Here is a 17,313-nt window from a genome sequence, read left to right as displayed (position 1 = left end):
GAAACCCTCCCCCTGGGCATGTGTACGGCCGGGCACCGCTCGGGTGCCCGGCCGCTCCTTCGCCGGTCAGCCCTTCAGGGCCGCCATCCACGCCTCGACCTCGTCGGACCGGCGCGGCAGCGCGGCCGACAGGTTCCGGTTGCCGTCCTCGGTGACCAGGATGTCGTCCTCGATGCGGACGCCGATGCCGCGGTACTCCTCGGGGACCGTCAGGTCGTCGGCCTGGAAGTACAGGCCCGGCTCGACGGTGAGGACCATGCCCGGCTCCAGCGTGCCGTCCACGTACGTCTCGGTGCGCGCGACGGCGCAGTCGTGGACGTCGAGGCCGAGCATGTGACCGGTGCCGTGCAGCGTCCAGCGGCGCTGGAGGCCCAGCTCCAGGACCCGCTCGACCGGGCCCTCGACGAGGCCCCACGCGACGAGCCGCTCGGCCAGCACGCGCTGCGAGGCGTCGTGGAAGTCGCGGTACTTGGCGCCGGGCTTCACGGCCGCGATGCCCGCCTCCTGGGCGTCGTACACGGCGTCGTAGATCTTCTTCTGGATCTCGCTGTACGTGCCGTCGACCGGCAGCGTGCGCGTCACGTCCGCGGTGTACAGGGTGTGCGTCTCCACGCCCGCGTCCAGCAGGAGCAGATCGCCGGAGCGGACCGGGCCGTCGTTGCGCACCCAGTGCAGCGTGCAGGCGTGCGGGCCGGCGGCGGCGATGGTGCCGTAGCCGACGTCGTTGCCCTCCACGCGCGCGCGCAGGAAGAAGGTGCCCTCGATGTAGCGCTCGCTGGTCGCCTCGGCCTTGTCGAGGACCTTCACCACGTCCTCGAAACCGCGCACCGTGGAGTCGACGGCCTTCTGCAGCTCGCCGACCTCGAAGTCGTCCTTGACCAGGCGGGCCTCGGACAGGAAGACGCGCAGCTCCTCGTCGCGCTCGGCGGTGACCTTGTCGGTCAGGGCCGCCTCGATGCCGGCGTCGTGGCCGCGCACCACGCGGACCGGGCCGGTGGCCTCGCGCAGCGCGTCGGCCAGCTCGCGGACGTCGGCCGCCGGGATGCCGTACAGCGCCTCGGACTCGGTCAGGGAGTGGCGGCGGCCGACCCACAGCTCGCCCTGCCCGTCCAGCCAGAACTCGCCGTTCTCCCGGTCGGAGCGGGGCAGCAGGTAGATGGTCTCCTGGTGGCCGTCCGTGGTGGGCTCCAGGACCAGGACGCCGTCCTCCGTCCGGTTGCCGGTGAGGTACGCGTACTCGACCGAGGAGCGGAAGGAGTACTCCGTGTCGTTGGAGCGGGTCTTCAGGTTGCCCGCGGGGACGACCAGGCGCTCACCGGGGAAGCGCGCGGAGAGCGCGGCGCGGCGCCGGGCGGTGTGCGCGGCCTGCTCGACGGGCTCCAGCTCGTGCAGCTCGGTGTCGGCCCAGCCGGACTTCATGCTCTCGGCCAGCTCGTCGGACACGCCCGGGTACAGGCCGTTCTTGCGCTGCTTGATCGGCTCTTCCTCGGCAGTCTCCGGGGTCTCCGGGAGCTCCTTCGCCACGGTCTTCCTCCTTGATACGGCACTGGACCACTCCCATCGTACGGTCGTACGGAAGGGGTCCGAGGAGAGCGTCCGCGACGGGCGCGACGGTGACCCGGAGTGCCGGGGGAGCTACTCGAAACGGGCCGCCAGCAGGGCCACGTCCTCCCTGCCGTCGGTCACGTCCAGGCCGTCGGGCAGGACGGTGCGCAGCACATGGTCGGCGACCGCGTCCGGGTCGTGGCGCACCGCGCGCGGGACCCCGGCCGCGGCGGCGCGCAGCCGCGCGACGGCACGGTCGGCGGGGTCGCCGGTGCGGTGCAGCAGCCCGTCGGTGTACAGCAGCACCGTTTCGCCTGCGCCGACCTGGAACTCCACACTGGGCGCCTCCCAGCAGGCGAGCATGCCGAGCGGCGCGGACACGGTCGTCTCCACGTACTCGGTGCGCCGCTCGCCGAGCACCAGCGGCGGGCAGTGCCCCGCTCCGGCCACGGTGATGCGGCGCAGCTCCGGCTCGCAGTAGGCGAACAGGGCGGTGGCGGAGCGGGCGGGCTCGGTCAGCCGCAGCAGCAGCTCCAGATCGGACAGGACGGCGACGGGGTCCTCGCCCTCCATCACCGCGTACGCCCGCAGCGAGGCGCGCAGCCGGCCCATCGCGGCGACCGCGCCGGGTCCGGAACCGGTCACCGAGCCGACCGCGAGGCCGAGCGCGGCGTCGGGCAGCGGCAGCGCGTCGTACCAGTCGCCGCCGCCGCGCGGGCCGGTGCGGTGCCGGGCGGCCAGCCGGACACCGGGCACCCGCGGCAGCCGGGACGGCAGCAGTTCCTCGTACATCGTCGCCATGCACGCGCGCGTGCGCTCGCCTTCGAGCAGCCGGGCCAGGTGCTCGGTGGCGAAGCGGACGTAGAGACCGGCCAGATGACGCTGTCGTTCGTCGGGTTCGGCGGGCTCGTCGTAGAGCCAGGTCGCGGCGCCGAGCCGGCCGGCGGCCTCGGTGGACAGGGGCAGCGCGTAGCCCGCCGCGTAGCCGAGCCGGGCGGCCACCTCGCGGTGGCGGGGGTCGAGGCCCTCCTCGGCGAACAGGTCGGCGCGCACGATCTCGGCGTCGCCGCCGGGCAGTCCCGCCGCGGTGTCCAGCAGGGCGCCGTAGGGCATGGAGGCGCGCGGGACGGTCTCGATGTGGCCCAGGTCGGCGCGGGCCAGCCCCAGGCCGACGGTGGTGTCGGGGCCGAGTCCGTCGTCCGGTTCGAGGACGACCAGGCCGCGCCGGGCGCCCACGAGGGCGGCCCCGGCGTGCAGCAGTTCCTCCAGCGCGGCGTCGAGCCGGTTCGTACGGGCCAGCCGCTCCGTCAGTTCGTGCAGCGTGGTGAGGTCGGAGACCCAGCCGGCGAGCCGGTCCTGGAGGAGGGCGCCCGGCGGGTGGGCGGTGTGCGCGGAGTGCGCGCTGCTCGCGCCGGCGGCGGAGGAGGCGTCCGGGGCAGGGGGGACGGGCGCGACAGTGTGTGCGGGTGCGGGAACCGTTGAATCGATTCCGGCCACTTTCGGAGGGTGCGGGGCGTTCATGGCGTCCGGCTTTCCGGCCGGTGCGTACTGCTCAAAAGCATCGCAAACCCCCATGTCATTCTGCGCCGCCAGCAGTGTCTCCACATGTACACGCACTCGTGAGGGGATGTCCAGCATTGTCCTGCCGGGATTCCTGGTGTCAGCGGGCCTGCCGTGGTGATGTGCCTGGACTCTTGCGTATCAACGAAGTTGGCTTGAAACTGCCTCGGGTAACGGCTTATTGCGGTCGACTGGTTTCGCTCCACAGAGCGTCACAGCGGTCGTGATGGGTACGTACTCGGAGAAGACCAGGGGTGGTTGGGAGCTGCCCGGAACCTGGCGACGGACCCGGGCGTCCTATCCACCGACGGCCGTGCCCCATCCTCGCGTGACGGCGGCGGAGAGCAGAACGCGCGACAGCAAAACGCCACACTCCGCCACCCCGCGCCACGCCCATGCTCCTGAGAGACGCGTATGGGCAGGGCTGCGCAGCAAAGCAGCCGGTGCCCGGCCCAGAGGGTTCCCCGTGCTGACGGCAGGGGTGTGATGCGCCAACAGGTACGCCCAGTGAAGTGATCGACACATGGTGTGATGTGGTCCACGGTGTTGCCAGCGGTGCAACGGAAAGGACGAGCGCTCATGCGCGAGATCCCCGGAAGGCGACGCAGGCTCCTGTCCAGGCGCGGTGACGGGAGGCCCGAGCCGATCGACGCGGCCCTGACCTTCGCCGCCCAGTGGCAGTGGCCGGTGCTCCCGGGCGTGGCGAGGGACGCGCGGCGGCCCGAGCGCTGCGCCTGCCCCGACCCCGAGTGCACGGTGCCCGGCGCACACCCCTTCGACCCCGGCCTGCTCGCGGCGACCACCGACGCCCGGATGGTCCGCTGGTGGTGGACCAACCGGCCCGCCGCGCCGATCGTCCTGGCCACCGGCGGCAAGGCGCCCTGCGCGGTGAGCCTGCCGGCGCTGGCGGCCGCGAGCGCCCTGCGCACCCTGGACCGGGCGGGCATGCGGCTCGGCCCGGTCGTCGCCTCGTCCGCGCGCTGGTCCATCCTCGTCGAGCCCTACTCCCTGGAGCAGCTCGGCGAACTGCTCTACGCCAAGGACTTCGTGCCCGGCTCGCTGCGCTTCCACGGCGAGGGCGGCTACATCGCCCTGCCGCCCTCGGAGACGGGGACCGGCCCGGTCCGCTGGGAGCGCGCCCCGCTGCCCGGCTCGGCCTCCCCGTGGGTGCCCGGCGTGGAGGCCGTGGTGGACGCGGTGGTGGACGCCCTCACTCGGAAGGGTGTGAGCGCGCCCGAGTTGTAGGGGTGTCGGGCGCGCCGGGGGCAACCGCCCGTTCTGGTCGTTATCTTCCCTTTATGTTGCGTCATCCCGAGGGACACGGAAGCGGTCACCCGCGCGGACGCGGAGACGGCGGTCCGCGCGGACGCGGCGACCGCCGGGGCCGAGGGGCGGAGCGTACGGACGGCGCCGATCCCCGGCGGGTCCGGCTGTACGCCCTCATCGGCGTCGTGGTGTGCGCCGTCGCGCTGCCGCTGGCCGTGGCGTCCGCGGGCCAGGTCGGCGACCGGGGTGTTCCGGGAGTCCTGGGAGCCCCGGGTGGCCCGGACGGCCGGGGAAGTGCCGCCGCCTCGTCCACCGCGCCGGACCGCCCGGCCGCCGACGGCAAGATGCCGACCGCCGCGCCCACCCGTACGCCGTTCCTGCTCGGGCTGGGACTGGCGACCGCCACCCGCTGCGGTCCCGAGGTCGCCTCGCCCGGCGGTGTCGAGGCGCAGACCTGTGTGCTGACCCAGGGCGCGGACACCTGGGCGCGTACCTACTACCGCAACGCGACCGGCCGGGCCCTGGACGCCGCGCTGACCCTCATGGGCCCGGACGACCGCACCCTGCGGATCCACTGCGCACTGGACGGCGGCGACGAACCCGGGACGTGCGACACGCCCCGGGAGCACACTCGTGGCGCGCCGGGTGCCTACACGGCCGTCGCCGAGTTCGCCGGGCGCCCCGGAAGCGGGCCGATGCTGCTGCGCTCCGGCTCCAACTCACCTGCGAAAACGGGGAGTTGACGGACGACTGCGCTCGGTGATCGACGGTGCACATGGAAAGACCCGGTTGCTGGCGACGGGGGATGCACCAGCAACCGGGCTACTGGAACGGTAACAAGAGATCGGCGGTTCGCAAATTCGATCCCGGCTTTCCAGTCACCCGGTGTGCCGTCTTTCCGGTCACACCGACTGGCCCGCGCGGACCGGGAGTTGAAACCGGAGCTACCCGTTCCGCGCGAGGCGTCCGGCTGACCGGTCGGTCAGCACGGCCGGTGGGCCCCCGGCTCAGCTGAGCGTGACCTGCCGGTTGGTGAGCCCGCCGCGGGCCCGGCGCTCCTCGGGGGTCAGCGGCGCGTCCGCGGCCAGCGCCCCGGCCAGCCGCTCGGCGAACTCGGCGGCCGGCTTCTCCACGTCCTGCGCACCGACCCCGCGGGGCAGGTCCCAGACGGGCACGGTGAGCCCGTGAGCTCGGAAGGAGCCGACCAGCCGGGTCCCTTCGCCGAGGCTGGAGGCACCCGCGGCGTGCAGCCGCGCCAGAGCGTCCAGAAGCTGCTCCTCCGGGTGCGGCATGACCCAGCGCAGGTGGTTCTTCTCCGGCGTCTCGCACCAGTAGGCCGAGTCCACGCCCTCCAGGCGCACGGTCGGGATCGCCGCGGCGTTGGCCCGCTCCAGGGAGGCGGCCACCTCCGGCGCCGCGTTCCCCGCGTCCGGGACCCAGAACTCGAAGCCCTCGTGCACCTCGGGCGCGAAGGGGGACTCGGGGTCCAGCAGGTCCTGGAGCCGGGGGCCGTCGGCCGGGGCGCGGCGGCCCTGCACCGGGTTGCCGGGCTCGGCCTCCAGCGCGCGCAGGAGGGTGTCGGCGAGGTCGCGGCTGATGTCACCGGACGCCGTGTCGTTCTGGAGGCCGATGAGGACCGAGCCGTCGTCGCGGCGCAGCGCGGGCCAGGCCATCGGCAGGACGGTGGCCAGCCGGACCGACGGCACGCCTTCGGGCAGGCCGTCCTTGAGCGTCAGCTCGGCCGTGGCCGCGGGGACCAGCTCGCGCAGCGCCACCCAGTCGCACTCGCCGGGCAGGCCCTCGAACGGACGCTGCACCAGCTCGGTCGCCGCGTGCGCCGCGGCCCGGCCGTGGCAGGCCTTGTAGCGCCGGCCGCTGCCGCACGGGCAGGGCTCGCGGGCGCCGACGACCGGGATCTCTCCGTCCGTGAGCTGCGGGCGCTTGGCCTTCGTCTGGGGTCGCTTCTTGGCCATCTGGGTGTCTCCCGGTTACGGCTCGTCTTGTACGGGCGCGAGCCTAGTCGTTCACACCCTCCGCGACGGGAAGCTGTGGACGGGGCGGCCGTTGTGGACAACCCGACCGCGCGCGGCGGGGCGTACGGAGGCGTGCGGGGCACCCGGGGCAGGGGCGGCGGGGCGGGCCGGGGCGAGGTGGGGCGGACGCACCGTAGGGAAGCCCTGTGGGCGGGTGGGACGGACGCACCGTACGGAAGCCCCGCGGGCTCATGGGGGCGGCGGCACGTGCGCGCGTACGGGGAACGCCTGCGCGGGAACGGACGCACGGGAGGCGCCCGCGCCGGGGAGCGCCGGTGCGGGAACGTGTGCGTGGAGGCACCCGCGCGGGAACGCCGCTCGACCTCCGCGCGGGGTCCGGCCGGGCGCGGGCGCCCGGCCCGGGACGCGCACGCGCACGCCTTGCGCACGGGCGGGCGCACGCGCCGGAGTCCCCCGCCCACGTGTCCGCGTGTCGCGTGCCCACGTGTCCCGCCGCGTCGGCCGGGGCGGGTCAGCCCAGGTCGCCGAAGGGCCCGGCGAAGCCCAGCTCGGGCAGGGCGGCCACCGCCGCGGGTGCCGCGACGCGCCCGGCGAAGCCGTCCCGGCGGTGACCGGCGTCCGGGTCGTGGACGTCGTCGTGGACGATCACCCACACGGTGACCTCGCCGCGGACGTCGTCCCGCACCCCCCAGTCGTCGCAGAGGGCCGTGATGATGTTCAGCCCCCGGCCGCCGTGCGCGGTGACCGACGGGGTGGCCGGGGCCGGGCGGGTCGGGCCGCCGCCGTCCGTCACCTCGACGACCAGCCGGCCCGCCGCGTCGACGCGCCACGCGGCCCGGACGTCCCCGTCGCCGGCCAGGGCGTCGCCCAGCGGCCGGCCGTGCCTGCACGCATTGCTCAGCAGTTCGGAAAGGACCAGAACGGCGTCGTCGACGACCGATTCCGCCACACCACCCCTGCGCAACTGCTCGCGCATCCGGTGTCTTGCTTCCCCCACGCCCGCAGGGCCATGGGGTACGGCCATGCACGACGACGTGGGCACTTCCTGTGCCACCACCAACGCCACCCCCGAGACCTCCTTCGCCCCACGCCACGGTGTGGATGCCCCATCGGCCTGAACCGGAAACCGGCCATCCAGCGCCCGACGACGCATTCACGAGGATCGAACACGCAGCGAACGCGCCGGAGCACTCCCTGTCACCACATGGCCGAATACCGTCGAAGTGGCTTGAACCGGAGCCTGCTGGAGCGGCGGGCAGGAGGTCAAGGCCCGTGACCGATCAGTGGCCGATCGGTGGCCTGCCGGCGGCTTGTCCGCGGCTGGTCGGCGGCTGGTCGGCGGCCCCTCAGCGGCCGAGCTGGCGCAGGACGGGGCCCGGACGGTTGGTGATGATGGCGTCGACGCCGAGGTCCGCGCAGAGAGCGACGTCCTCGGGGTCGTTCACCGTCCACACGTGGACCTGGTGCCCGGCCGCCTTCAGCCGCTCGACGTACCCCGGATGCCCGCGCACGATACGGATCGAGGGGCCCGCGATCCGGACCCCGGCCGGCAGCCGCCCGTCGCGCAGCCGGGGCGAGACGAACTGCATCAGGTAGACCGTCGGCAGCGTCGGGGAGGCCGCCCGCACCCGGTGCAGGGAACGCGCCGAGAAGCTCATCACCCGCACCGGCGACTCGGCGGGGGCGGGCGGCGCGTCCAGGCCGAACCGCTTCAGCAGGGCGAGCAGCCGTTCCTCGACCTGGCCGGCCCACCGCGTGGGGTGCTTGGTCTCGATGGCCAGCTCCACCCGCCGTCCCGCGTCGGAGACGAGTTCCAGCAGCCGCTCCAGGGTGAGGACGGAGGTGTCCTCCGGGTCCTCGGGGCGTACGACCCAGTCGGGCTCCTCGTCGCGGCCGCGCCAGGGGGCGCGGGAGTGCCGGGAGCCGAAGTCCAGCGCGGCCAGGTCGGCGAGCTCCAGGGCGGAGACCGCGCCGCGGCCGTTGGACGTACGGTTGACGCGGCGGTCGTGCACGCACACGAGGTGGCCGTCCGCGGTCAGCCGCACGTCGCACTCGAGGGCGTCGGCGCCGTCCTCGATCGCCGTCCGGTAGGCGGCAAGGGTGTGCTCCGGCGCGGCCTCGGAGGCTCCGCGGTGTGCGACGACCTGGATGTGATGCTGCCGTGCGTGGGTCACCGCGTCATGGTGCCACCGCGGCGGAGCGGGTGTGGCCACGGGAAGGTGTCGATAGTGTGTCCGTTTACTGCGAGATGACCCGTATAAGGAGTGGTGGCAGACCCACAGCCTCGGCTTATGGTGCTCTGACGGCCTGTGGGAAAAGCTGACCACGTACAGATGCACCTGCACAGCTGGAGCACGCCGGGTCGTCGGCAGCCAGGACGAGCGTGACGAGTGCGACCGACAACAACAGCCGTGGATCGAGGAGAAGAGCTGTGAGCACCGAGAACGAGGGCACCGAGGTACCCCCGGCCCCGTCCGCACCTCCCGTGCCGGTGGAGACCTCCGCAGCTTCCCAGCCGCCCGCTCCCCAGGGCGGTGCCCCCACGCCCCCGCCGCCCAGCACGCCTCCGTACGTGCCGGGCGCCCCGCAGCAGGACACCGCACCGGCGGCTCCGTCGGCGGCACCCGCCGACGCGGGCGCCCACCCGGTGGCCCACCCGGTGATCCAGGGCGGCCCGGGAACCGCCGGTGAGGGGCCCACACAGACCTTCCCCGCGGCCGGACACCCGCAGCAGCCGCAGGGCGCCGGGGTCCCCGGCGCGCCCGTCGACGGCTCCTGGCCGCCGCCCCAGCCCCCCGCCGTGCCGTCGTACGCGGACGGCGGCGCGGGCGCGGCCGGTGGCGCCGGGGGCGCGGGCTGGGGCGCGGCGTACCAGCAGCCCGCGCCGAAGCCGCGCGGCCGGCGCGGCGGTCTGATCGCCGCGGTCCTGGTGGCCGCGCTGGTCGCGGGCGGCCTGGGCGGCGGCCTCGGCTACACGCTGGCGAAGAACGACGACGGCGGTTCCACCACGGTCGCCGCCTCCGACGCGGGCGCCTCCCAGGTCAAGCGCGATCCGAACTCGATCGCGGGCGTGGCCGCCAAGGCGCTGCCGAGCACCGTCACCATCGAGGCGGAGAGCACCAACGGCCAGGGCGGCACCGGCACCGGATTCGTGTTCGACACCCAGGGCCACATCGTCACCAACAACCACGTCGTGGCCGACGCCGTCGACGGCGGCAAGCTCACCGCCACCTTCCCCGACGGCAGGAAGTACGACGCCGAGATCATCGGCCACGCCCAGGGCTATGACGTCGCGGTGATCAAGCTGAAGAACGCGCCCTCCGATCTCAAGCCGCTCGCCCTCGGCGACTCCGACAAGGTGGCCGTGGGCGACGAGACGATCGCCATCGGCGCGCCCTTCGGCCTGTCGAACACGGTGACGACGGGCATCATCAGCGCCAAGAACCGCCCGGTCGCCTCCAGCGACGGCAGCAGCGACAGCAAGGCGTCCTACATGAGCGCCCTTCAGACCGACGCCTCGATCAACCCCGGCAACTCCGGCGGCCCGCTGCTCGACGCGCGCGGCGCGGTGATCGGCATCAACTCCGCGATCCAGTCCTCCGGCAGCGGTGGCGGTCTGGGCGGTTCGGGGCAGTCCGGTTCGATCGGCCTGGGCTTCGCCATCCCGATCAACCAGGCCAAGTACGTCGCCCAGCAGCTGATCAAGACGGGCAAGCCGGTCTACGCGAAGATCGGCGCCTCCGTCGCCACCTCGCAGGACGGGTCCGGCGGAGCGACCATCTCCGACCAGGGCGCGGGCGGCGGCGCCGCGGTGGAGCCGGGCAGCCCGGCGGCCAAGGCGGGCCTCAAGTCCGGTGACGTCATCACCAAGCTGGACGACACGGTGGTCGACTCCGGTCCGACCCTCATCGGCGAGATCTGGACCCACAAGCCCGGCGACACGGTGAAGATCACCTTCAAGCGCGACGGCAAGGAGCACACCGTCGACGTGACGCTGGCGTCCCGGATCGGCGACAGCGCGAGCTGACGCACGCGCCCACGCCCACGCGCGCCCCACGCGCGCGTGCCCGCTGCCCGCGCCACCGCCCCGGACGGGCGGCGGCGCGGGCAGCGGCCGTCTCCCGGCTCACGGCGCGCCGGTGCCCGAACCACCGGCAGGACTGCTGCTCGCACCGTCCCCCGGATCCGTGCGGGCGCCCGGGGCCGCCCCGGAACCGTCCGCTGCCCCGGACCCGACCACGGTCCGCGACGCCGTCCCCCCGGTCCCGCGGGCCCGCCCGGCGAGCACGGCGATCACCAGCGTGGGCACCGCCAGCAGCCCGAAGGCGGCCCCGTACCCGGCCAGGCCGGAGGCGCCGGCGCCCAGGCAGGCGTTGAGCACCACGGAGTACAGCGCCATCACGGAGATCTGGCCGAGGTTCTGGCTGGTCTGCATCGCGCTGCTGGCACGGCCCTGCCGGTCCCGCGGGCTGTGGGCGAGCGACAGCACGGTCAGCGACGGATCCAGCAGCCCCATGCCGACCGCCGCGACGATCATGGACGAGGCCGCGGTGAGCGCGGGCACCCCGGGCAGTGTGCCCGCCACGGCGAGCGCGACCGCGGCCGTCATGACGACGGCACCCGCGGCGACCAGGCGGTGCCGGGGCAGGTTCTCCAGCAGCCGGCCCTGGACCCACGACGCCCCGGCCCACACCACGGCGGCGCCCGTGAAGGCGAGGCCGGTCACCACCGGGGCCACCTTGCGCTCCGCGATCAGCATCAGCGGTACGAACGCCTCGATCGTGAAGTACGTGCCGGACGCCAGGCCGCGCAGCAGCACCGAGGCCGGCAGGCCCCGGGCCGCCCGCCAGGTGCCGACGGGCAGCAGCCGGGGCGCGCAGACCACGAGCAGGCACAGCGCGGCGGCCGCGAACAGCAGATGCCGGGCGTCCCACCCCGACACGCCGTACTGCCCCAGCGCCGCGCCCAGGCTCACCAGGGCGGCGAGCAGCAGCGGCGGGCGGGCGGTCCGGTCCTCGCGCACCTCGGCCGCGCCCCGCCAGGAGGGGCCGCGCAGGACGGTCACCAGGACCAGCGCCGGCAGCACAGTGAGGACGGCGAGGCCGTAGAACACCACGCGCCAGGACCACCACGCGGAGACGAGCCCGGCCAGCGGCGGCCCCGTCAGCGACGGGATGACCCAGCACGCGCTCATCAGCGCCAGCGCACGCGGACGCAGGCGCTCCGGATACGCCTGTCCGATGGCGGCGTTGACGGACACCGCGACCGCCCCGGCGGCGAGCCCGTCCAGGAAGCGCCCGGCCGCCAGCTGCCAGATCGAGGTGCTGGTGGCCGAGACGACCAGGGTGACCACGGTCAGCGCCATGCCCGCGGCCAGCGGCCCGCGCGCGCCCGAACGGTCCGCCCAGTGCCCGCCGAGGACCCCGCCCAGCAGGCCCGCCGCCACGAAGCAGCCCGCGACCAGCGGGAACAGCGACACCCCGCCCAGATCCCGGGCCGCCGTCGGCAGTGTGGGCACCACCGCGAGCGCCGCGAACCCGGTCAGGAACATCACCAGCGAGAAGCTGGCGGTGGCCGCCAGATGCGCCCGCGAGAACAACGTCTCCCCGGCGCCCCCGGAGGCCACCCCGCCCCGGTCAGCCACGGCCGCCCGCCCGCCCCTGACCACCCTCACCGGCACACCGTCCGCCGGACAACCACGTCTCTCCGCAAGCCCTCGGACGATCAGTCACGGCCGCGCAGGCTACCCACCACCCGCCCGCCGGAGCCACCGGTTTTCCCCCGCCGCGCCCCACACCCTCGACCCCCCGCCCGCGGCCGGTACGCTGTACCCGCCCCGCCCCGGTGGGCGAGGCCCAGGTGGGTTGCCCGAGCGGCCTAAGGGAACGGTCTTGAAAACCGTCGTGGCGCGAGTCACCGTGGGTTCAAATCCCACACCCACCGCAGCAGGTCAGCATCAGCGCTGGGCAGAGGGCGTGACCCCGACTCGGGGGCACGCCCTCCGTGCTTGCTCTGTCTCACCCCGGATCGGAGGTGTACCGCCTCTGATCAGTGCGTGTGGGCCATGCGTGGGCCAGGATCAGACGTCATCGGCCTCCGCCAAACCCTTCTGGACCGAGCTGTTGGCTTGGGCCGAACTGCCCTTGAGGATCTTGGCGTAGAAGCGGTAGAGCACCGCGACGCTGTGGCCCGCGCGGTAAGCGACCTCCACCGGGTCCACGCCCTGTTTGATCCACAGGGACACGGCAGCGTGGCGGAGGCAGTACGGCACGTCTGCCATCTTTGTCTCCACCGCAGAGGGGGAGATGACGGCTTCGCGGGCCTGGTCTCAGACCGAGCAGTACTCGTTCGACGTGAGCCGTCCGCCGCGCGCTGCCCAGAAGAGCCGTCCGTCCGGTGCGAGACCACGCGCGATGTGAGCGCGGACCATCCGTACGTACACCGGGGGGGATGGGCACGGCCCGCACGGCGTTGCGGGCACGGTGCTTGAGCCCGCGCCGGTCATGTGACTTCCCGTCGTCCGTCCATCCCGCACCGACCTCCGGATGGCTCTCGGAGACCAGTACTTCGCCCCAGGCATCGGGCTCGTTCTCAGACGGAAGCGTGAAGTCCTTCGCCCGCAGAGAGACGGCTTCCCCGGGACGAGTGGCCACGTAGTAGATCGCGCCGAAGAACGTCTCAAGGTGCTGCCCGCGACCACCCTGTGCGGCGACCGCGCCCAGGAGTCGGCGGGCGAGCCGGGGGTCAGGGACGTAGCGGAAGTCGACTTCGTCCGACGTGGCGGGAGCCGCCCAGTCGACAGCAAGGAACGGGTGGCGGTTCAGGAGTGCACGTTCCTCGACTGCGTACTGGAACGCGTTGCTGAGGACCCGACGCTTGCGGTTCGCCGTGTTCTCGGCGGCCGGGGCCCCGTTCAGCTTCCTGGAGAGCGCGGCGAACGCGGCCCGGATGTGCTCTGGCCTGGCCGCCTCACTGACCTTCAGGGAGTTGTCCGCGACCCAGTCAAGGGCCTTCTTCGCGTCCTCCGGGAGAGCTTCGGTCTCACAGCGCGGTGACCAATCGCCACCCTCGGACCTCACGGCCCTGAACGCCCACTGGTAGAGCGCGGCGCGGAGAAGGCGTTGTGTATTGATATCCCGGCTCAGCCTGTTGGGGTGATGCCCTTTACTGTTCCGGGTCCCAGTGACCGGAAGGGTAGGCCGAGTGGAGCTTCTATCGCCGTACCCTTGCGGACGGGCGATGGAACGCAGTGGCTGTCAAGGGCGGAGCTGCAAGGCATGCTTGTCGCCGGATGGGCGGCGGGCGGTTCTGGAGGCGCTGTCTCCGCGAGCCAGAGCCAGACGCCGGATCAGGCAAAGGCGGCACGGCTTGTCGAGACGATCCCCCTGGATGCCAAGTGGGTCGCAGGGAAAAAGAATCTATCAATGCATAGAGTTCCAGTGTGGATCAGTAACGCCGCATATTTGGCACAGAAGCAGCTCGGTGATGACATCGTCGATTTTCTTGATCCGGAGGCGGCGACCGTACATGAGGAACTGGTGAAGTCTCTCGATCTCCTGTGCGGAGAATTTTCCGGGATGTTCTATCCGAGAGTGTGGCACCCCGATAACGAGTACACGGAAATTCCGCCGGAATGGAAAGATGGTGACCATGTGCGATATCGGCGGACGCTTGATGCTTTGACGTCTGCTAGCGATAAGTTCCTGGCTAAGTATCAACAGTGCGTCAACGTACTAAACAGGAAAGGTCTGCTTCCCCGCAGTTGATCTCTTGCGTTCGCTCAGCCGTTCGCATGCAAGGGCTAGGTGGGAACGGTCGGTCGGCGCCGGAAGGAGGCCCTCCCCTTTTATGCATCTCGGTAAATATCTTACGGGGAAGTTTTAGCCGCCAGGTGCCTGGCAGCGCGTGCCGCCGCCATACGTGCCCGCTGTGCCGGTTGGACGTAAAGGATGAACACGGCCTCATCGATCAACTCGGCGATGTCTGCAATCTCCTCTGCAGAATACGCCAACCCATCGTGAACTGCGTCGTTCCCGACCACTCTGGCCTCATGGAAAGCGTCCACGATATTCTGCGAGACGCCTCGCGCAGCCAGAGAGGTGATCCGGTTATGCAGATTACTTCCGGTAGCACCTTGCTCTTTGGTTATCTGCTCCACGACTGCTCGATAGCCGACACCTGCCAGCCGGTAAGCCCCAGCCGCCTCAGTCAAGGCCGCTTCGCTAAATACTTCGCGCACCGATGGCGGCGCATCCGTGGAAATTTGGCGCGGTTTTGGCTCCGCTTCAGGGTACACTTGCGAAAGTTCGAAAGTCTCGTACCGTGCAGTCGCCTTTTTTTCTGTCGGGTTTATTGCAGTCCACAGAAATAGACTGTTAGCCGAGCAGTAGTCACAGGTTAGCGTGATAGTGAATAGCGTGAGGTGCTGCTTTTTGCCGTCTGTGAACTTTCGAGTCAGAGATTGAAGGTCCCGGCGATGCGCTACTTGCATTGACGTATGCATTGCACAGTGAGGGCAACGCAAATAAACCTGGCGCTTAACGCCAAACACAGTTGGCTTTCCATCCACGGGCTCAATCTCTGAGAGCTGATCAGATAATTCACGCACAGTGGGATAGTAGCCCATCATGTATCCCCCCGTCATGCGATTTCAGCCCGCTCGCGTCGAGTAGGTGCACGACCATGCACCCGCGATCAAGGCGAAGTCGTCACCGTGCGCAAGAGCGGTACAGGGAGGTGACAAGACCGGTACGGCGACGTGGCCCTTTTGAGAACCGGCCGGGTCCTTGTCCCACCTGTTCTGTCGGTACCCCTCGTTGTCCTGGTCTTTGTCCAGTGCGCCGACGGTCGCCACCGTTCACCGGCGTACGCGCGCCTTGTCTGGCCTGCCCAGCGAACGCCTACGATCGCTCCCGGACGGCCGCGCGGACAGTTGGAAAGCGTGTACCGAAGGGATGCGCCGGTTGTCTGACCGCGTGCGCGGGGGCTTGGCACGCTGCCTGCCATGCGCCCTCCCCTATGCGGGCACGGTCACGCACCCTGGTTGCGACAGGTGCGCCGGACTGCCGGGGGTGGACGATGGGCGAGTGGAAGCAAGGGAAGTGCGGTTGGCCAACGGCGGCCGGCGGTCGCTGCCAGAACAAGACGGTGAAGGGCACGTCACGCTGCTACCTCCACCAAGGCGACTGGACCAAGCGCGGCCAGGCCGAGCTGAAGAAGAGGGCGGGTAAACGCCGCAAGAGGTGAGCCCGAGTCGAGGCAGGTAGGTGTCCAACTACGCTGCACCCGGGGCGAACGAGTCGCACCTACTTCATGGGGCCTGTGGGCCATGTGTGGGCCAGACAGCCCTTGACGGAGGCCGAAACGGCCGGTGATCAGGGCTTTCGTGCTGGCCGCTTGACGCTCTTGAAAACCGTCGTGGCGCGAGTCACCGTGGGTTCAAATCCCACACCCACGGCTTGAACGGACGGCCCCTGACCAGGTGAGACGGTCGGAGGCCGTGGTGTTGCGTGGTGCCTGCCCGTCGTCGCGACTCCCCGTGGTTCCCTGCCCGCGACGGATGCGCGCCGGACCGGCTGACGTGCACAGGGGCAGCAGGCGTCACGTCATCAGAGGTGCAGCAGGGGGAATCCGAACAGCCAGGTGCCAAGGTGGTAGGCGCTCCATAGGCCATTGACGACGAGGCAGGCGACGGCCGAGGAGTGCCGCCGTGTGCGCCGGGCCGCTGTACGGGCGTGATAGGTGCCGACGGCCAGGCCGAACAGGACGGTCAGGTACATCGGCCCGTAGCCCAGTGTGTAGGCGCAGACGGCGGTGGCCGTCGGCGTGAGTCCGGCGGAGAAGATCTGCGAGAAACCGATCGTTCCGGCGAAGTATCCGGGAACGGCGGCGACGAGGCCGGTCTTCAGGCTTCCGGGAATGGCTGGGGACGGTGGTGCCATGGGGGTGGTGGAAGCAAGGGGAGGTGGCGGCTGTGCGGGTGCATACGCGGGCCGGGCGGGGATGCGTGGGCGGGGTGCATTCCGTGGCGGGGCGGTGTCGGCCGAGTTCAGGGCGTCGAGAACGAGGCGGCGCATCTGGCGGGCTGTGGCTGGTCTGCCCTCCGGATCCTTGCTCAGAGCGCTGGAGAGCAATTCCTGCACCGGTTCGGGAACGGCGATTCCCAGCTCGGCCAGGAGAGGGGGAGCGGTGTGGACGTGGTGGTACAGCAGCGCCGCGTCGGAATCGGCGTCGAACGGGCGCCTCGCGCTGAGAAGTTCGAAGAGAAGCACTCCGGTCGAGTAGAGATCGCTGCGCCGGTCCAGCTTCTTTCCCTGGGCCTGCTCGGGCGACATGTAGGGGGCTGTGCCCACAACGGTTCCGGTGCGAGTGACCGGAACGGCGTCGACAGCTTTCGCGATGCCGAAGTCCAGGACCTTCACGGTGTCGTTCTCGGAGATCATGATGTTGGCCGGCTTGATGTCGCGATGGATCAGCCCGGCATCGTGACTCGCGGCCAGAGCGGACAAGATGTCGGCGGTGATCCTCAGGGCTCGGTGGGCGGGCATCCCGTGGCCGGAGACGAACTCGCCGAGGGGGCGTCCGTCGATGAACTCCATCACCAGGTAGGGAGTGGGCGTACCGCTCGGGTCTGCTTCCTCCCCGACGTCGTGGATCGCGATCACATTGCGGTGGTTGAGCGCCGCCATGGCTCGGGCTTCCTGCCGGAACCTGGTTCTGAACTCCTCACCGGCGGCCACGCGGTCCATGACCTTGACCGCGACCCTGCGGCCCAGTGCCGTGTCCGTGGCTTGGTGGACCGTGGCCATGCCGCCACGTCCGACAGCCCGGATCAGCTTGTAGCGTCCCGCACCGACTGACGCCAGTTCTTCGCTCTGAGCCACCCGTCCTCCCCCGGCTGCGCGGCTGAGTGGCAACGATGGCAGCAGCGCCCTGGGACCAACAAGCC

General features: G+C 71.4%; 14 protein-coding genes and 1 tRNA gene. 6 read left to right on the top strand and 9 right to left on the bottom strand.

Going from position 1 to position 17,313, the window contains the following annotated elements; translation table 11 throughout:
- Positions 1 to 66 precede the first annotated feature (66 nt).
- Both ACWDYF_RS07720 and ACWDYF_RS07715 read right to left on the bottom strand, forming a co-directional pair.
- Entirely contained in the window at positions 67 to 1,524 is a 1,458-nt protein-coding gene (locus ACWDYF_RS07720; protein ID WP_381738962.1) for an aminopeptidase P family protein, read from the bottom strand.
- Between the two features lie 111 nt (positions 1,525 to 1,635).
- Positions 1,636 to 3,183 (bottom strand): PP2C family protein-serine/threonine phosphatase, encoded by a 1,548-nt coding sequence (locus ACWDYF_RS07715; RefSeq protein ID WP_381738963.1) that lies wholly within the window; start codon positions 3,181 to 3,183, stop codon positions 1,636 to 1,638.
- Positions 3,184 to 3,684: 501 nt separating this feature from the next.
- Here ACWDYF_RS07715 and ACWDYF_RS07710 point away from each other — a divergent pair.
- Both ACWDYF_RS07710 and ACWDYF_RS07705 read left to right on the top strand, forming a co-directional pair.
- On the top strand, positions 3,685 to 4,350 hold the full coding sequence (locus tag ACWDYF_RS07710; RefSeq protein WP_381738965.1) for a bifunctional DNA primase/polymerase: 666 nt from the start codon (positions 3,685 to 3,687) through the stop codon (positions 4,348 to 4,350).
- Positions 4,351 to 4,403: 53 nt separating this feature from the next.
- Positions 4,404 to 5,114: a hypothetical protein gene (locus tag ACWDYF_RS07705; protein ID WP_389462802.1), complete on the top strand. Its 711-nt coding sequence runs from the start codon at positions 4,404 to 4,406 to the stop codon at positions 5,112 to 5,114.
- A 264-nt stretch (positions 5,115 to 5,378) separates the two neighbouring features.
- Here the strand turns inward: ACWDYF_RS07705 and ACWDYF_RS07700 are convergent, their stop codons facing one another.
- The 3 genes from ACWDYF_RS07700 to ACWDYF_RS07690 all read right to left on the bottom strand — a co-directional run bounded on the left by ACWDYF_RS07700 (position 5,379) and on the right by ACWDYF_RS07690 (position 8,539).
- Positions 5,379 to 6,344: a DUF5926 family protein gene (locus ACWDYF_RS07700; RefSeq protein ID WP_389462803.1), complete on the bottom strand. Its 966-nt coding sequence runs from the start codon at positions 6,342 to 6,344 to the stop codon at positions 5,379 to 5,381.
- 532 nt (positions 6,345 to 6,876) lie between these two features.
- Positions 6,877 to 7,518, bottom strand: coding sequence for an ATP-binding protein (locus ACWDYF_RS07695; protein WP_037894587.1), 642 nt, complete (start codon positions 7,516 to 7,518; stop codon positions 6,877 to 6,879).
- A 193-nt stretch (positions 7,519 to 7,711) separates the two neighbouring features.
- Positions 7,712 to 8,539 carry a glycerophosphodiester phosphodiesterase gene (locus tag ACWDYF_RS07690; protein ID WP_018566297.1) on the bottom strand — a complete coding sequence of 276 codons (828 nt, stop codon included), beginning with the start codon at positions 8,537 to 8,539 and terminating at the stop codon, positions 7,712 to 7,714.
- A 257-nt stretch (positions 8,540 to 8,796) separates the two neighbouring features.
- Here ACWDYF_RS07690 and ACWDYF_RS07685 point away from each other — a divergent pair, with 257 nt between their 5' ends.
- A complete protein-coding gene (locus tag ACWDYF_RS07685; protein WP_389462804.1) occupies positions 8,797 to 10,392 on the top strand; it encodes a S1C family serine protease in 1,596 nt (531 codons plus the stop codon).
- 99 nt (positions 10,393 to 10,491) lie between these two features.
- Here ACWDYF_RS07685 and ACWDYF_RS07680 read toward each other — a convergent pair whose 3' ends face one another.
- Positions 10,492 to 12,009, bottom strand: a complete 1,518-nt coding sequence (locus ACWDYF_RS07680) for an MFS transporter (protein WP_389462882.1) — start codon at positions 12,007 to 12,009, stop codon at positions 10,492 to 10,494.
- A 214-nt stretch (positions 12,010 to 12,223) separates the two neighbouring features.
- On the opposite strand from ACWDYF_RS07680, the gene ACWDYF_RS07675 reads away from it, so the two are divergent.
- Positions 12,224 to 12,308: transfer RNA gene (locus ACWDYF_RS07675), tRNA-Ser, on the top strand.
- 136 nt (positions 12,309 to 12,444) lie between these two features.
- Here ACWDYF_RS07675 and ACWDYF_RS07670 read toward each other — a convergent pair.
- A complete protein-coding gene (locus tag ACWDYF_RS07670; RefSeq protein ID WP_389462805.1) occupies positions 12,445 to 12,645 on the bottom strand; it encodes a site-specific integrase in 201 nt (66 codons plus the stop codon).
- A 265-nt stretch (positions 12,646 to 12,910) separates the two neighbouring features.
- Between ACWDYF_RS07670 and ACWDYF_RS07665 the strand changes: the two genes are divergently transcribed.
- Together ACWDYF_RS07665 and ACWDYF_RS07660 are read left to right on the top strand one after the other, a co-directional pair.
- Positions 12,911 to 13,420 carry a hypothetical protein gene (locus ACWDYF_RS07665; RefSeq protein ID WP_389462806.1) on the top strand — a complete coding sequence of 170 codons (510 nt, stop codon included), beginning with the start codon at positions 12,911 to 12,913 and terminating at the stop codon, positions 13,418 to 13,420.
- Positions 13,421 to 13,642: 222 nt separating this feature from the next.
- Positions 13,643 to 14,131: a hypothetical protein gene (locus tag ACWDYF_RS07660; protein ID WP_389462807.1), complete on the top strand. Its 489-nt coding sequence runs from the start codon at positions 13,643 to 13,645 to the stop codon at positions 14,129 to 14,131.
- A gap of 101 nt (positions 14,132 to 14,232) precedes the next feature.
- On the opposite strand, the gene ACWDYF_RS07655 is transcribed toward ACWDYF_RS07660, so the two are convergent.
- Positions 14,233 to 14,994, bottom strand: coding sequence for a DUF4145 domain-containing protein (locus ACWDYF_RS07655; RefSeq protein ID WP_389462808.1), 762 nt, complete (start codon positions 14,992 to 14,994; stop codon positions 14,233 to 14,235).
- A 979-nt stretch (positions 14,995 to 15,973) separates the two neighbouring features.
- On the bottom strand, positions 15,974 to 17,248 hold the full coding sequence (locus tag ACWDYF_RS07650) for a protein kinase domain-containing protein (protein ID WP_389462809.1): 1,275 nt from the start codon (positions 17,246 to 17,248) through the stop codon (positions 15,974 to 15,976).
- Positions 17,249 to 17,313 lie beyond the last annotated feature (65 nt).

This window comes from Streptomyces sp. NPDC003284, from assembly GCF_053589675.1.
The sequence above is the reverse complement of the archived record's forward strand: the minus strand, read 5'-3'. Positions and strand labels throughout refer to the sequence as shown.

Bases quoted from the DNA above. Each gene is read 5' to 3' on its own strand.
- ACWDYF_RS07715 (WP_381738963.1), bottom strand. From the start codon at position 3,183: ATGCTGGACATCCCCTCACGAGTGCGTGTACATGTGGAGACACTGCTG.
- ACWDYF_RS07710 (WP_381738965.1), top strand. From the start codon at position 3,685: ATGCGCGAGATCCCCGGAAGGCGACGCAGGCTCCTGTCCAGGCGCGGT.
- ACWDYF_RS07705 (WP_389462802.1), top strand. From the start codon at position 4,404: ATGTTGCGTCATCCCGAGGGACACGGAAGCGGTCACCCGCGCGGACGC.
- ACWDYF_RS07700 (WP_389462803.1), bottom strand. From the start codon at position 6,344: ATGGCCAAGAAGCGACCCCAGACGAAGGCCAAGCGCCCGCAGCTCACG.
- ACWDYF_RS07695 (WP_037894587.1), bottom strand. From the start codon at position 7,518: ATGCGTCGTCGGGCGCTGGATGGCCGGTTTCCGGTTCAGGCCGATGGG.
- ACWDYF_RS07670 (WP_389462805.1), bottom strand. From the start codon at position 12,645: ATGGCAGACGTGCCGTACTGCCTCCGCCACGCTGCCGTGTCCCTGTGG.
- ACWDYF_RS07665 (WP_389462806.1), top strand. From the start codon at position 12,911: ATGGCTCTCGGAGACCAGTACTTCGCCCCAGGCATCGGGCTCGTTCTC.
- ACWDYF_RS07660 (WP_389462807.1), top strand. From the start codon at position 13,643: ATGCTTGTCGCCGGATGGGCGGCGGGCGGTTCTGGAGGCGCTGTCTCC.
- ACWDYF_RS07655 (WP_389462808.1), bottom strand. From the start codon at position 14,994: ATGATGGGCTACTATCCCACTGTGCGTGAATTATCTGATCAGCTCTCA.